This is a genomic window from Paraburkholderia sp. RL17-373-BIF-A (assembly GCF_046030175.1).
Taxonomy (GTDB): Bacteria; Pseudomonadota; Gammaproteobacteria; order Burkholderiales; family Burkholderiaceae; genus Paraburkholderia.
Genome location: NZ_JARESO010000104.1, coordinates 1 through 15032, shown reverse-complemented (window position 1 = coordinate 15032; position 15032 = coordinate 1). Strand labels below are relative to the sequence as shown.

14 protein-coding genes and 2 pseudogenes are annotated in these 15032 nt (G+C 64.6%); 4 read left to right on the top strand and 12 right to left on the bottom strand.

Translation table 11 applies throughout. From position 1 onward, the window contains the following. A pseudogene (locus P0D80_RS46775) lies at positions 1–174 on the bottom strand (malic enzyme); the annotation flags it as partial. A 207-nt stretch (positions 175–381) separates the two neighbouring features. Between P0D80_RS46775 and thiL the strand changes: the two are divergent. The 4 genes from thiL (at position 382) to P0D80_RS46755 (ending at position 3058) form a co-directional block, all read left to right on the top strand. Next, entirely contained in the window at positions 382–1380 is a 999-nt protein-coding gene (thiL, locus tag P0D80_RS46770) for a thiamine-phosphate kinase (protein ID WP_408294723.1), read from the top strand. Then, positions 1370–1951, top strand: coding sequence for a phosphatidylglycerophosphatase A family protein (locus P0D80_RS46765; RefSeq protein WP_207915607.1), 582 nt, complete (start codon positions 1370–1372; stop codon positions 1949–1951). The genes thiL and P0D80_RS46765 overlap by 11 nt, the downstream gene beginning before the upstream one ends. A gap of 67 nt (positions 1952–2018) precedes the next feature. Continuing rightward, positions 2019–2519, top strand: a complete 501-nt coding sequence (locus tag P0D80_RS46760; RefSeq protein ID WP_106285221.1) for a CinA family protein — start codon at positions 2019–2021, stop codon at positions 2517–2519. A gap of 23 nt (positions 2520–2542) precedes the next feature. Further along, entirely contained in the window at positions 2543–3058 is a 516-nt protein-coding gene (locus P0D80_RS46755; protein WP_408294719.1) for a cupin domain-containing protein, read from the top strand. Between the two features lie 156 nt (positions 3059–3214). Here P0D80_RS46755 and pyrF read toward each other — a convergent pair whose 3' ends face one another. From pyrF to P0D80_RS46700, 11 genes and pseudogenes are all read right to left on the bottom strand, one after another. Then, entirely contained in the window at positions 3215–4030 is an 816-nt protein-coding gene (pyrF, locus tag P0D80_RS46750; RefSeq protein ID WP_408183416.1) for an orotidine-5'-phosphate decarboxylase, read from the bottom strand. An 82-nt stretch (positions 4031–4112) separates the two neighbouring features. After that, the gene (locus P0D80_RS46745) at positions 4113–5174 is read right to left on the bottom strand and encodes an aldose 1-epimerase (protein ID WP_132373039.1); all 1062 of its coding nucleotides are present in this window, start codon (positions 5172–5174) and stop codon (positions 4113–4115) included. A 226-nt stretch (positions 5175–5400) separates the two neighbouring features. Continuing rightward, complete coding sequence (locus tag P0D80_RS46740; protein ID WP_408294715.1) at positions 5401–6303, bottom strand: SMP-30/gluconolactonase/LRE family protein; 903 nt, start codon at positions 6301–6303, stop codon at positions 5401–5403. After that, positions 6300–7100 (bottom strand): SDR family NAD(P)-dependent oxidoreductase, encoded by an 801-nt coding sequence (locus P0D80_RS46735; protein WP_132373035.1) that lies wholly within the window; start codon positions 7098–7100, stop codon positions 6300–6302. The genes P0D80_RS46740 and P0D80_RS46735 overlap by 4 nt, the downstream gene beginning before the upstream one ends. A gap of 39 nt (positions 7101–7139) precedes the next feature. Next, positions 7140–8156: an L-arabinose ABC transporter permease AraH gene (araH, locus tag P0D80_RS46730; protein ID WP_132373033.1), complete on the bottom strand. Its 1017-nt coding sequence runs from the start codon at positions 8154–8156 to the stop codon at positions 7140–7142. 54 nt (positions 8157–8210) lie between these two features. After that, entirely contained in the window at positions 8211–9761 is a 1551-nt protein-coding gene (araG, locus tag P0D80_RS46725) for an L-arabinose ABC transporter ATP-binding protein AraG (RefSeq protein ID WP_408183412.1), read from the bottom strand. Positions 9762–9951: 190 nt separating this feature from the next. Beyond that, positions 9952–10950: an arabinose ABC transporter substrate-binding protein gene (locus tag P0D80_RS46720; protein ID WP_132373029.1), complete on the bottom strand. Its 999-nt coding sequence runs from the start codon at positions 10948–10950 to the stop codon at positions 9952–9954. Between the two features lie 132 nt (positions 10951–11082). After that, complete coding sequence (locus tag P0D80_RS46715; protein ID WP_408294710.1) at positions 11083–11859, bottom strand: SDR family oxidoreductase; 777 nt, start codon at positions 11857–11859, stop codon at positions 11083–11085. Next, entirely contained in the window at positions 11856–12536 is a 681-nt protein-coding gene (locus P0D80_RS46710) for a 2-dehydro-3-deoxy-6-phosphogalactonate aldolase (RefSeq protein ID WP_408183411.1), read from the bottom strand. The genes P0D80_RS46715 and P0D80_RS46710 overlap by 4 nt, the downstream gene beginning before the upstream one ends. Positions 12537–12572: 36 nt before the next feature. After that, a pseudogene (locus P0D80_RS46705) lies at positions 12573–13625 on the bottom strand (2-dehydro-3-deoxygalactonokinase). Then, entirely contained in the window at positions 13622–14602 is a 981-nt protein-coding gene (locus P0D80_RS46700; RefSeq protein ID WP_408183693.1) for an IclR family transcriptional regulator, read from the bottom strand. Before P0D80_RS46700 ends, P0D80_RS46705 begins: the two are co-directional and overlap by 4 nt. Positions 14603–15032: the final 430 nt, after the last annotated feature.

The following is a 15032-nucleotide window of genomic DNA, read 5'->3' as shown; positions in this document are numbered from 1 at the left end:
ATACGCCAGCGCGAGGTCGCGCTGGTTGATCATCTGCTTGGTCGGGGCGATCGCGATCTTCCCCGGGGTGGGGAACTCGTGGTAATCGAGGGCGGCTTCGCGGAGTTTGCTATTGACGGGAGTCGACATAAGGCGGGCTTCGAAGGGCGGATTAGAATAGACGTTCGACGGCATTGTAGCCCCAATTGGCGGCCCAATTCCTTCAATACGGGTACAACTGCCGCGACAGAAACATAGCGAAAGGCTGACGTGGCATGCTGTGGCCGCAACGCGACCCGAATCGGAGTTGCCGGGCGATCGAATGTTTACCCGATGACCACTCCATACAATGCGCGCCGTTAGCCGCAATTCGCAACAATTAATCGTTCACCCTTCGCCACCATGCTCTCCGAGTTTTCGCTGATCGATCGTTTCTTTGCCCGCCGCGCCGCTGCCCGGCCCGCCGACGCCGCGAGCGGCACGCTCGGCATCGGCGACGACTGCGCGCTACTCGCCCCGCGCGCGGGCGAAATGCTGGCGATATCGACGGACATGCTGGTGGAAGGCCGCCACTTTCTCGCCGATGTCGATCCCGAGGCGCTGGGTCACAAAGCCCTCGCCGTGAACTTGTCGGACCTCGCCGCGATGGGTGCGCAACCGCAGGCGTTCACGCTGGCGTTCTCCTTGCCGAAGGCCGAAGAAGCCTGGCTTGCCGCGTTCAGCGAAGGGCTTTTCGCGCTGGCCGAACGCTACGGCTGCGAGCTGATCGGCGGCGATACGACCGGCGGTCCGCTGAATCTGTGCATCACGGTATTCGGCAGCGTGCCGCCGCGCGCGGCGCTGCGCCGCGACGCCGCGCAACCGGGCGATGACATCTGGATTTCCGGCACGCTCGGCGACGCGCGCGCCGGCCTCGGCGTGCGGCGCGGCGAATGGTCTGCCGATGCCAGCGACACTGCGACGTTTAGTCGCGCCCTCGACCGCCCGGAGCCGCGCGTCGCGCTCGGGCTCGCGCTGCGCGGCGTCGCCCACGCGGCGCTCGACCTCTCGGACGGTCTCGCGGGCGATCTGCTGCACATTCTGGAACGCTCGAACTTGCGAGCCACGGTCGACGTCGACGCCGTGCCCCGGTCCGCCGCGCTGCGCCGCCTCGCGCCGGAGGTCCAGCGACGCTGCACGCTCGCCGGCGGCGACGACTACGAGCTGTGCTTCACCGCGCCGCCCGCGGCGCGTGCCGCAGTCGAAAAGGCCGGCCACGAGGTGGGCATTCAGCTCACCCGCATCGGTACAATAAGCGCTCTCGAATCGGCGGCCGACCGCCCGGCGATCGGCTGGCGCGATGCCGCCGGCGCGCCGCTTACTCTGACGTTGCAAGGCTTCGACCACTTTCATGCAGACTGATCCCCCGCTCGGCCCGGCCGACAAACTCATCAGCGTCGAGCCGCCGCAGGCGCCGCGCGCGCCCGATCCACGCCCGCCCGGCCGTCAGCCGCGCCGCGCCACCGCGCGCTTCATGCTGTCGCATCCGCTGCACATTCTGTCGCTGGGGTTCGGCAGTGGCCTGTCGCCGGTCGCGCCGGGCACGATCGGCACACTGTTCGCGTGGGCGTCGTTCGCCGTTCTGAGCCGTTATCTGACCGTAATCGAGTGGGGCCTGCTGATCGTCGCCGGCTTCTTCGGCGGCATTGCGATTTGCGGATTCACCGCGAAGAAGCTCGGCATCGACGATCCTTCGCCGGTCGTGTGGGACGAAATCATCGCGTTCTGGCTGGTGCTGCTAATGGTCACACCGGTCACGCTGACCGGGCAGTTGTGGGCGTTCCTCGTGTTCCGCTTCTTCGACATGGTGAAGCCGCCACCCATCGGCTATTTCGATCGTCGTCTGAAAGGTGGCTTTGGCATCATGTTCGATGACCTGGTCGCCGCGTTTTTCACGCTGCTCGTGATTGCACTCTGGCGCATGTCCGTTTGACTGCTGCCCGGCGGCTGCCGCGCCGCCGGGCATTCACCGCCAGCCCCCGTTTTTCCGGATTGACGCCATGCCTACCGATTCCGTCGTTCACCAGCTCGCCATTCGCGTGAGCAACCGTCTGCGCGACGAGCGCCTCATGCTCGTCACGGCCGAGTCCTGCACGGGCGGCATGGTAGCGACCGCGATCACCGACATTTCCGGCAGCAGCGGCTGGTTCGAGCGCGGCTTCGTCACGTATTCGAATCAGGCGAAGAGCGAGATGATCGGCGTGCCCGCCGAGCTGATCGACAAGCACGGCGCGGTCAGCGAGCAGGTGGCACGCGCCATGGCCGAAGGCGCGCTGCGCAATAGCCGCGCGCAGGTCTCGCTGTCGATTACCGGCGTCGCCGGACCGGGCGGCGGCACCGAGACCAAACCGGTCGGCATGGTCTCGTTCGGTTGGAGCAACCGGCTGCATACGTCGGTGGAAACGAAGATCTTCAAGGGCGACCGCGAGAAGATCCGCGTGCAGGCTGCCGCGCATGCATTGCGCGGCGTCCTCGCCTTGCTCGACGAACGCGAGCACTAACCCTTGTTCGAAGCGGAGAGCCGATGCCTGATTCGCACGCAGTCAAAGACGAACTGATCCGCCGCCTCGATCTCAAGCCGCATCCCGAAGGCGGATTTTTCTGCGAGACGTACCGCTCGGCGGAGCGCGTGATCCGCGACAGCGACCACGGCGCAGCGGAGACGCGCTCTGCGTCCACGGCGATCTATTACCTGCTCTGCGACGGCGCGCATTCGGCGTGGCACCGGCTCAAGTCCGACGAGGTTTGGCATTTCTATGCGGGCGAACCGTTGAACGTCCATGTGCTCGACGAGACGGGCGCATTGGTGACACATAAGCTCGGCGACGCGCTGACGCACGCGGATGCCGTGTTTCAGGCCGTGGTGCCTGCAGGTCTGTGGTTCGCGGCGGAATGCGCCGATCCGGCGACCTTCGCGCTGGTGGGCTGCACGGTGGCGCCGGGTTTTGAATTCAGCGAATTCGAACTGGCGGATGTCGGCGCGTTGAAAGCGCGGCATCCGCGGCATGCGGCGTTGATCGAGCGGCTGGGCCCAACCTGAATCCCAAGCGTTCATAGGCTGCCTTCAATGAAGGTTGCCCGCGCTTTTATGCCGATCTCGCGGATATCGACGCGTTGAAAGCGCGGCATGCCGCGTTGATCGACCGGCTGAGGCCAAACTGAACTCCACGCGCGCCCGAACAACGACAGCCTGCGATTATCGGAACGCGTTGATCCGGTCCCGCGTTTCCATCGCGGCCTTCGCCGCGGCTTCGGCGAAATCGTCGCCCTTGCCCGCGTAGATGATCGCCCGCGACGAGTTGATCAGCATGCCCGTGCCGTTCGCGGTGCGGCCGGCGTTGACCGTCGCTTCCACGTCGCCGCCTTGCGCGCCGATGCCCGGAATCAGCAGCGGCATATCGCCGACGATCCCCCGCACCACTTCAATCTCTTTCGGGAAAGTCGCGCCGACCACCAGACTCAGCTGGCCGCTCGCATTCCATTTCTCCGCCGCCAATTGCGCAACGACCTGATACAGCGGACGGCCGCCCGTCTCCAGGAATTGCAGGTCGGAGCCGCCCGGGTTCGACGTGCGGCACAGCACGATCACGCCTTTGCCTGCGTGCTCCAGATACGGCTGGATCGAGTCGAAACCCATATAGGGATTCACCGTCACGGCGTCCGCCTGATAACGCTCGAACGCCTCGCGCGCATATTGCTCGGCGGTGCTGCCGATGTCGCCGCGCTTCGCGTCCAGAATCACCGGTAGGCCCGGATGGTTCGCATGAATGTGGGCGATCAGCTGCTCAAGCTGGTTTTCCGCGCGATGCGCCGCGAAGTAGGCAATCTGCGGTTTGAAAGACGACGCATACGGCGCGGTTGCGTCGACGATCGTGCGGCAGAAGTCGAAGATCGCCTCGGGACGGCCCGCGAGCGCGCCCGGGAATTTGCTCGGCTCGGGATCGAGGCCCACGCACAGCAGCGAGTTGGTGCGCTGCCAGGCGTCGTTGAGTGTCTGGATGAAATTGGACATGGTGGGTCTCGCGGCGAGCTGGAAAACGGAAGAGGCGCGTATTTTACCCGTCCTGCGCGGCGGGCCGCGCCACCTTCGCCCACTACTGCCGCCGCTTCGAGCCGCGCGCGCCCGGCATTGAGCGCAAACCCGTGCGTTCGACGGTGAATCGGAACGTGCGCGTCAGTCGCTCGCCGCGTCCTAGCAAGGTCATGCCGTTTTCACTCGCGCCGCCAGCCAGGTTCATCGCGTTGATCGGATGATCCACCGGTTCGAAGCAGAAAAAGTCTTCGCCGGGCGGCGTGTACAGCACGTAGTAGTCGGTATCGGCGGCAATGTTCAGTGACAGGCGGCGCTTCGGCCACACTACCGCCGCTTGCCCACTCCAGCCGGTAAAGGCGTGATTGACGATGGTTTCCGGCAGCGGATACGCCACGCCGAATTGCCAGGCGGGCGGCGCCTGCACATGCCGCACCGGCAACCAGTCGTCGCCGGAGAGCCACAGGCCGCCGGCCGCGGCGGACAACTCGGTGTCCGCGTCGCGCACGAAGAAGGGATGCACGCCCAGCCCGAAAGGCAGCGCCTCGCGGCCGGTATTTTCGATTTCGAGCGTGACGACCAGCGTCGGGCCGTCCAGCGTATAGGTTTGCGTCGCGCGGTACGTGTACGGCTTGCCGTCGCGGCGATCGAGCGTGAGGCGGACATTTTCGCGATCCGACTCCGCGACCTGCCAGGCCGATTGCCAACCGTCGCCGTGAATCGGCAAGGGTTCGTCGGCGCGATTGCGCGGCACCTCGACGCGCCGTCCCGCCACATTGAATTCCCCGCCGCCGATGCGATTTGAATACGGCAGGAGCGGATAACAGGACAACTGGTTCGGTTGCGTATCGGCGCCGACGTGGCGGCAGCGGCGGAAGATCGGCGTGAGCGCGCCGTCGTTGCGCCAGTCGAAACGGGTGACGCCGCCGCCGAGCGTCGGCGCGACGTCGAGACGCAAATGCGCGTTGGCGAGCGTGATGCACGCGACATCGCCGGCGCTGGCTTCGCCGACGGCCACCGCCGACGTGCTGGGACCCGGCAACACCGGATTGGCCGCCGCGGCGAGTCGCGAGCGTCGACTCTGTGAGGTCTGAGGGGAGGAAGAAACAAGATTCGCAACAGTCATATCTGGCTCCATCGAGAGGCTTGGGACGTTGCCGTCATTGCTGACGGATGCTGTTGGGCGATTTTCTTAAACTGGTCGCCTCTGGGTCCGAACTGCATGCTGCCGATTTGCTGCCACTGGGATTGCACCATCAACTTGCGATTCACTTTCAGGTTCACTGCCCGACCGCGCTTTACCGTTTCATTACTTCATTGCTGCCTCGAGAGCGAGGCAGCGTCATTCTGCGCTAAGCTGGCGCGCCTTGGAACACCGGCTCCGGCAAACCTTGCCGTCCGGGCGTGGCGACGAACACGCCGCCGGCGTGCGTATCGTCCGCAAGCGCCGCTGCATCGAGGTCACAGCGTGCGCTCGTGATATACAGCGTGCCGAGTTGCGCGCCGCCCAGCGCGACGCAACTGGGCTGCGCGGTCGGCACGTCGACACGCTCCGTTTCCACGCCGTCCGGGCCGTAGCGCACCACTCGCCGGCCGCCCCATTGCGCGTTCCACAGGCCGCCGTCGCGGTCGACGGTCGAGCCGTCGGGTTCGCCGGTGGCGTCGGTGAGTTGGATGAACAGGCGGTCGTTGGCGATGCCGCCTTCAGCGCGGTAGTCGCACGCGCGGATTTCGCGTGTGGGCGAATCGCAGTAGTACATCGTCGTGCCGTCGGGACTGAACGCAATGCTGTTCGAGATCGCGGGCGCGGGCAACGGCAAACGCTCGAGCGAAAGATCGTGATCGAGCCGGTAGAAGCCGCCGATTGCCTGCAGCGGCGCGCCTTCATCTTTGGTGCCGAACACGAAGCGCCCCTGACGGTCGCAGCGGCCGTCGTTTACGCGCGTATTCAAGCCGGGTTCGACGTCGATGATGCGCCGCGTCTCACCGGTGGCCAGCTCGAAAAAGGCGAGATGCGTGGCCAGGCCGAGCAGCAGGTAACGCGGATCCGCGCACAGCGCGAACGTGGCGAGGCGCTCGGGCATACGCCAGGACATGGTGCTACCGTCCCTCGGGTCATAGCGCCACAGGCGCGCGCCTTCGATATCCGTCCAATAGAAACGGCCGCTTTGCGCGCACCATGTCGCGCCTTCGCCGAGCGTGCATTTCGTATCGAGCAGCAGCGCGGCCGTGCAGGATGAACCGCTCGCACTCACGCCCAGCCTCCGTCGACGATGATGTCCTGCGCGGTGATCATCCGGCTGTCGTCGGCGGCGAGGAAGAGCGCCATGCGCGCGAGGTCGGCCGGTTCCAGCTCGGCGTCGATGCACTGCCCTTCCTTGATCGAACGACGGCCCGCGTCGTCGAGCCACAAGCGCTTCTGCTTCTCGGTCATCACCCAGCCCGGCGCCAGCGTATTGACGCGGATATTGAAGTGGCCGAGGTCGCGCGCAAGACCACGCGTCAAACCCTGCACTGCGGATTTCGACATCACATAGACCGGATAGCCGCCGTTCTTCAGCATCCAGCTGATCGAACCGAGGTTGATGATCGAGCCGCTGTTGGCGGCTTTCATGTCCTCCATCACCGCTTGCGCAGCAAAGAACTGGTGCCGAATGTTCACCGCGATGCCCGCGTCGAACGACTCGCGCGTGACTTCGCCGATCGTGTGGCGCTTGTCGTTCGCGGCGTTGTTCACCAGCACCTGGATCGGGCCGAGCGCGGTCTTCACGTCGGCGATCGCTTTTTGCAGCGCGTCGATGTCGGTCAGATCGCACGGCAGGAACAGCGGTTTGTGCTTCGAATCGCCGAGCTCGTCGGCGAGCGCTTCGCCGGCGCTCACGTCGATGTCGAAGAACGCGACGCGAGCGCCTTGCGCCGCGAAGTGCTCGACGAACGATGCGCCGATGCCGGTCGCGCCACCCGTGATCAACACCGTGCGGTCGACGAGGCTCGGATAGCGCGCAAAGACGTTATCCGCGAGACGGACGTTTGCATTGGCCGGAGACGACATCGTTCGATTCCTTTTAGAGCAAGTGAGTGAGTCGCGGGTTTAATCGCGCGATCCGCGGTTCTTCAACTGGTCGAGCAGCACGGCGGCGAGCAGGATCGCGCCACGCACGAGGTACTGATAGAACGCGTCGATGTTCATCAGGTTCATCACGTTCTCGACCGTGCCCATGATCAGCACGCCGATCACGACGCCGGAAATCGTCGCGCGGCCGCCGAGCAGCGAGACGCCGCCCAACACGCACGCCGAGATCACGTTCAGCTCGAAGCCTTCCGCGGCATTCGGCTGACCCGACGTGATACGCGAGGCCAGAATCACACCGGCCAGCGCGGTCACCGCGCCCTGAATCAGGAAGATGTAGACGCGCGTGCGTTCCACATTGATACCGGCCAGACGCGACGCTTCCGGATTGCCGCCGATCGCGAGCGTATTGCGGCCGTACACGGTCTGGTTGAGCATCACGCCGAACACGATGAAGCACAGCAGCGTGACCCAGATCGGCAGCGACACGCCGAAAAAGCTCAAACCGCCGAGCGCGATAAACGTATCCGACGACACGCCCACCGCCTGACCGTGCGAGACGATAAAGCCGAGGCCGCGAACGATTTCCATCGTGGCGAGCGTCGTGATCAGCGCGTTGATGCGCAGATACGCGATCACCGCGCCGTTGACGAAGCCGATCACGCCGCCCGCCGCCACCGCCGCGATGATCGCGATGAAGGTGTTACCGGTGGCGTTGAGCACCATCGCGCACAAGACGCCGGCGAACGCGACGGTCGAACCCACCGACAAGTCGAAGTCGCGCGAGGCGAGACAGAACATCATCGTGCACGAGACCATGCCGATCTGCGAGATCGACAGCGCGAGGCCGAGCATGTTCTCGATCGAGAAGAAGTGATCGACGGTCAGCGACATCGTGACGAACATCACGATGAAGATCACGATCAGGCTGTACTCGGTGATCTGTTGCCACCATTTCGCCTTGTCGTTGGACTGCGGAATCAGCGCTTCGGCGGCGCTCTTGGCGGCCTGTTGCGCGAGGTTTTCTCTGGCTTGCATGTTGAAGACTCCTCCCGTTCCCCACGGGTTGCCGGACTTTCGTCCGAATGATGTTCAGGCTGCCTGTTGGGCAGCCGATGCGGTTCCGGTGCCGGTTCCAGGTAACGCGGTCGAGCTTTGCGGCAAGGCGAGGCTCAAGACCGATTGTTCCGTTGCATCCTGGCGCGCCAGCTCGCCGGAAATCCGGCCCTGACGCATCACGACGATCCGGTCGGACACGCCGAGCACTTCCGGCAGTTCCGACGAAATCATCACGATCGCGCAGCCGCGTTCGGCAAGCTGATAGATCACGTTGTAGATTTCATGCTTCGCGCCGACGTCGATACCGCGAGTCGGCTCGTCGAGAATCACCACTTTCAGATCGGGCTCAGCCAACCAGCGCGACAGAATCGCCTTCTGCTGATTGCCGCCCGACAGGAAACGAATCTTCTGGCGGCGGCTCGGCGTCTTGATCTTGAGCAGCTTGATGAAACGGTCCGCGGTTTCCGCTTCCTTCTTGCGATCGAGGAACATCCCCGCGCGCAGGTAGTGACGGCGGCAACTAATATTGATGTTCTCCGACACCGTCGCCATCGCGACGATGCCCTCTTCCTTGCGGTCTTCCGGGCAGAGCACGATGCCGTGCCTGATCGCTTCACCCGCGCTGCGCACCTTGATCGGCTTGCCGTCGAGCATCAACTCGCCGCCCTTCTTGTGATCGGCGCCGTACACCAGATGCATCAGTTCGCTACGGCCCGCGCCCACCAGACCGAAAAAGCCGACGATCTCACCGCGGCGCACTTCGAAGCTGGCCGGTTGCGCGAGCGCGTGGCCTTCGATCGCTTTCGCCGCGAAGCGCACTTCGCCGAGCGGCCGCGCCGAGTAGTTATAGATGTCCGAAATTTCCCGCCCCACCATCTCGCTGACGATGGTGTCGCGCGACACGCCTTCGAGCGTCGGATGCGAGGCGATCTTGCGGCCGTCGCGGAAGATCGTGCAGGCGTCGCACAACTCGTAGATCTCGTCCATGCGGTGCGAGATGTAGATCATCGCGCGGTTGTCGGCACGCAGATCGCGCACCAGCTTGAACAGCACCTCGGTCTCACGATGCGACAGCGAGCTGGTCGGTTCATCCAATGCGATCACGCGCGCGTTACGCAGCAGCGCCTTGCAGATTTCCACCATCTGGCGCTGCGCGATCGAGAGCTTGCGCAGCTTCGCGTTCGGGTCGAGCGCCACGCCCATCGCTTCGAGGCGTTCGCGGACGAAGCGTTTGGCTTCGCGCTTGTTGACCCAGCCGAGCGAGTTCGGCAACTGGCCGAGCAGCAGGTTTTCCGCGACCGTCAGATCGGGCACGTATTGCAGTTCCTGGTGAATCACCGCGATGCCCGCCGCGATCGACGACGCCGCGCTGGAGAAGCGCACCTCGTTGCCGTCGATCATCACACGGCCCGAGTCGGGCTGATATTCACCGCCGAGAATCTTCAGCAGGGTCGATTTCCCTGCGCCGTTTTCGCCCATCAGGCCGTGCACCTGGCCGACGTTGACGTCGAAGGACACACCGTCGAGCGCGCGCACGCCTGGAAAGACTTTGCCGATATTGTCAAAACGTAGCGTCGCTGACACTTCGCCTCCTAATGCTTCGTGTGAACCTTTGCTTTGTGGCGCCTGCGTGATTACGTCATGGGCAGGTGCAAAGCAGAGCATGTCTCAACTACTCATCTTGTATTGCTGCTGCCGGCGCGTGCCCTCTTTCGCGAAAGAGAAACACGCGCCGGCAGTTCACTTCATGTCACCACTTGCTGAATCAAACCGCTCAATTTGCCGCGAGGCCCATCTTCTGGCGCACATCGGCGACGTTGTCACGCGTGGCCAGCATGCCGGTCGTCAGGGTCAGCGCCGGCGGTGCCTTGCCTTGCGTGATCCAGTCGTACATCAGCGTCGAGGTTTCTTCGCCATGGCGCTTCGGGCTGATGATGACCGTGCCGTAGAAGCCCGTCGGCGACGGCTTCTTGAACTCGTTGAGTGCCGAGTCCGATCCGCCGATGCCGATACCGATCATGTTGTCCGCCTTGAAGCCGCGGCCTTCCGCTGCACGCACGGCGCCGAGCACGGCTTCGTCGTTCAGGCCGTAAGCGACCCAGTGCTTGAAGTTCGGATTCTTCGTCAGCGCGATGTTGGCGGCGTTGAACGCGTTTTCCGTGTCGGTCTTCGCTTGCGGCGCGGCGATGATGTTCGCCTTCGGGAAGCCGGCGGCGATCAGTGCGTCGGTTGCGCCGCTGGTGCGGTCATGCGCGGTCGGCAGTTGTTCGTAGGTCACGTCGATCGCGCCCACGTCCTTCATGTCCCAGCCGCGTTTCTTGATTTCCGCGGCCAGACCGTCGCCGACCTGCTTGCCGATGTTGTACGCCGAGATGCCCATATGCGGCACCGATGCGATCGGCTTGCCCGAGCCGTCGACCAGACGATCGTCCACCGTCATCATCTTCAGGCCGTCGGCCTTCGCCTTCGCGACGATGCCCGGTCCGAGCTTGACGTCAGGCGTGCAGATCACGAAGCCTTGCGCCTTTTGCGCCGACAGGTTGTCGATTGCGCTCATCACCTTCTCGCCCGACGGCGCGCCGATCTTCACCAGGGTGAAGCCCTTTTCCTTGGCGGCGATTTCGGCGAACTTCCACTCGTCCTGGAACCACGGTTCTTCCGGCTGCTTCACGAGGAAGCCGATCTTCACCGGGTCGGCAGCTTGCGCAACCGGTGCGTTGAAGAGCACACCCGTCGCCGCTGCTGCCAGCGTGAGGAAAATTCTACGTTTCATGATGCGTGTCTCCTGACTAATTGATAACGAGAAGGTATCGGCCGCGTCTTCTTGTACCGGTTGTGACACACGCGGCCAGCGCGTCGTCCGGTGTACTCCATGCGCCCCTGCGCAATTCGGGTCCTGCAAAAATCAGTCGTGATACAGCGCCGAGCGGCCACCATCCACGGTGATGCAGGTGGCGTTGATGAACGGCGCTTCGTCCGAGGCGAGAAACACCGCGGTCATCGCCACTTCTTCCGGGCGGCCAATGCGTTTCATCGGCTGCAGAGCCAGCGTCGCCTGCTGCGCGGCGGCCGGATCGGCCTGCTCGTTCCACCAGTCATGCGTCAATTGCGTTTCGATGTAACCCGGCGCGATCGCGTTGACCCGCACATTGCGCGGCGCGTATTCGATGCCGAGCGCGCGCGTCAGGCCGATCACACCGTGCTTCGCCACGGGGTACGGAAAGCAGCCCGGAATGATCTTGAACGAATGCGTCGAGGCGATATTCACGATGCTGCCCGCGCCGCGTTCGACCATGCCCGGCAACGCCGCGCGGCAACCGTTCCACACGCCGTCGAGATCGACCGCGAAGCAGCGGCGCCAGTCTTCGTCGGTCATGGTGAGCGGGTCGCAGAACACGTTGATGCCGGCGTTGTTCACCAGCACGTCGAGCGCGCCGAATGCGCGTTCGGCTTCGCTCACCGCGTGCTGAACCGACGCGGATTGCGTCACGTCCGTATGCACCGCGAGCACGCGCGCGCCGGTCTGCACCTTGATATGCTCGGCCGTCTGCTGCGCGGTGTCGATATCCAGTTCGGCCAGCACGACCGCCGCGCCCTCGCGTGCGAACGCATGCGCGATCGCCGCGCCGATGCCGCGACCGGCGCCGGTGACGAGAGCGACTTTACCGGCGAGCCGTTTCATTTCTTCGCACCCGCACGGGCGATGCGCAAACCGTTGATGAACGCCTTCGCGTGCGATGCCGTCACGGCCGCGCTCTGACCCGGCTTGTACAGCGCCGAGCCAAGACCGAAGCCGTTCGCGCCCGCGCTGAGGAACGGGCCCATGTTGTCAGGCGTGATGCCGCCGACCGGCACCAGCGGCACTTCCGCCGCGATCACCGCGCGCCATGCTTTCACGACCTGGCAGCCGAGCTGTTCGGCGGGGAACATCTTCAGCACGTCCGCGCCGTTCTTCAGCGCGATGAACGCTTCGTTGGGTGTCGCGACGCCCGGCGCGCAGGCCATGCCTTGCGCCTTCGCGGCACTGACCACTTCCGGATCGCTATGCGGCATGACGATCAGTTCGCCGCCCGCCGACTTCACGTCGTTGACGAAACTCGGATGCAGCACCGTGCCCGCGCCGACGATCGCGTCGGCCGGCAACACCTTGCGGATCGCGGCGATGCTGTCGAACGGTTGCGGCGAATTCAGCGGCACTTCGACGATCCGGAAGCCGGCTTCATACAGCGCCTGACCGTGCTCGGCGGCATCGGCGGGCGTCACGCCGCGCATGATCGCGATCAGCGGACACGCCTCGAACGCCGCGATCAAACCCGCGTGCGGCATGTACGGAGCGGGCAGATTGATGTGAGGTTGCATGTCGGTTCCTTGTTTCGTGGGCGGCGGCGCTGCCGGTCAGGCGCGCGCCGTCTTGGCGGCCGGTTGGACGAGCCCCGCCTGCGACGCGACGCGCCACAGGCCGCGCTCGGTAGCATGCTTGACCAGTTCCGCCTGGGTACAGCCGAATTGCGCCAGCGCGAGCCGATAGCGCTCGCACAGCGCTTCGTTGCCGATCAGGCGCAGGCTCTGCCCGGCAAGCGCGCTTTGTTGTTGCGCGAGCACGGCATTGAGGCCGGCCAGTTCATGTCCAATCAGCAATCCCGACAGATAGTCGGGTTGTTGTTCGCGCGAAAGTTGTCCGGTGAGGCCGAGCGTGCGCGAACTGAATACGGTCGCGAGCACACCCGCCTGGCCTTTTTCCCGGGCGATGTTCACGCCATGCAGGAACGCCCCGGTGTCCGGAAGATCCGGCGTGAGCATCGTGCGGCCGAGAATCGTGTGTTAGCGCAATGCCGCGAACACTTCGCCGGTCATGAAAGTGTGAAAACGTTCGATGCGGTCCGCCTGCACCACCGCCCATTTCGCGTGCGTGCCGGGCAGGCCGATCAGGGCACGCTTGCCGCTGTCGGCGGTGTTCGTTTCCTCGCCGAGTGCGCCGAAGATTTGCGTTTCTTCGCCGCGCATCACGTTGGGCAGTTCGCCGCGTTGCAGGACGCCCGGCACGATATGCAGCGTCACGCCGCACGCCGCCTTGACGCGGACGATGCCGGCCACCAGCGCATCGGCGCTCGCCGGCGTGTCCACATACGGCGCTTCCAGCCAGCCTTGCGCGCTGCCGACCATGCCGGCCGCGATCACCGGCGCGGCGGGCGCGTGTTCGAGCCAGGCGCCGCAGGCGTCGTCGAAGGCCGCGTCGAAGCCGCCCTGCTCGGCGCTGCGCGGCAGATTCATGATGCCCGCCGTCGATGCGCGCGTCGCCAGCACGTTGCCGGACGCGTCGTACAGATAGGCGCGCAGCGAGGTCGTGCCCCAGTCGAGCGCGATCAGCGCGGCATCCGCGTGGCTGGCGTCCACCGCAACTGCTGCGGCGTGGCTGACTGCCTGGGTGGGAGAACCCGCTCGCTTCATCGCTTGATCCTGCGGGTTGCCGGTTGCGGGGCGCGCCAGCCGAGTTCTTCCGAGATCGCGCGCGCTTCGCGCTGCACGACCGGAATCAGTTCGTCCATGCGTTCGAGCGACATGTACGGGATCGTGCTCGCCACCGATAGCGCCGCCACCACCGCGCCCGACGCGTCGCGCACCGGAGCCGCGACGCAACGGATCGACGCTTCGTTTTCTTCGAGGTCGAAGGTGTAGCCGCCGGCGGCGTAGTTGGTCATGCGCTGCATGAAGGTCTGCGCGTCAGGGCGGTTATCGGGCTTGAAGCTGACACCGGCGAGCGCGCGGCGCGATGCGTCGAAGAGCGATTGCCAGACGTCCGGCGTGAGGTCGAGCATCATGGCTTTGCCGATCCCCGTCGACGCCAGCGGCATGCGATGGCCGACGCGTGAGCGCATTTCGAGGCCACGGGTGCCGGGGATTTTGTCGATGTACAGGACGTCGTCGCCGTCGCGCACGCCGAGGTGGATCGTGTCGAGCGTCTGTTCCGCGAGCGATTCCAGATGCTGGCGTGCGACCGCGGTGAGCGGCATCTGTTCGAGTGCGATGGTGCCGAGTTCGATCAGCTTTGGGCCGAGCAGGTAGCCGCCTTGCACCTGGCGCAGGTAGCGCGCTTGCACGAGGCTGCTCACCAGACGATGCGTGGTGCTGCGGGTCGTGCCGAGCGCGGCGCCGAAGGTGCGCAGGTCGCGGACGCCGGCTGCTGCCGCTTCGAGGATCGCCAGGCCGCGCAGGAGGGTTTGCGTGCCGGCTTGCTGTGGGGTGATGTCGAGCAGCGTGCTGGGCAGCGCGATTCCGTCTACCGGGGCTGGGTGGATGCTGGGTCGGGGCGGTTTCGTGGCCGTGGCCGTGGCCGGGCGCGGGATGGCGCTGGGCACGTGATCGGCTGATGGCGACAGATCGGCGTCGGACTCGCTCGCGGCGTGAGTAGGCATCGCTTTGTTCATGGCGATTCGCTTTTCGGTGGTTTTTTTGCGCTTACAGCGCGGGGCCGGAGATTGGGCCTGGGTTGCTCGCGGTGTCGCGGGCGTGGTGCTGCCTTTGCGTTTTAGGCATGGTTGGTTTTGTCTCCGGTTTTTTTGCTGTTGCTTTTGGCGCTGCGCAGGGTTGGCTTTGTTTGCCTTTCGCTGCGGCGCTTTGCGTGTTGGGTTGGATTGTAGGGCGGTTTTTGAGAAAGCTCCAATATGTGAGTGTTGGATTCAGATAATGGGATTTGGCGTTGTTAGGGTTTTTTGGTTGTGTTCTGTAGGGTGTTGGCCTTTCCTTGAATTCATGTCGGTCTGTTGGCGTCGCCCCTGTGCGGGGCGGCACCTACTTTCTTTGCCGCGGCAAAGAAAGTAGGCAAAGAAAGCCGCTTCACACCGCAAATTCTTAAGT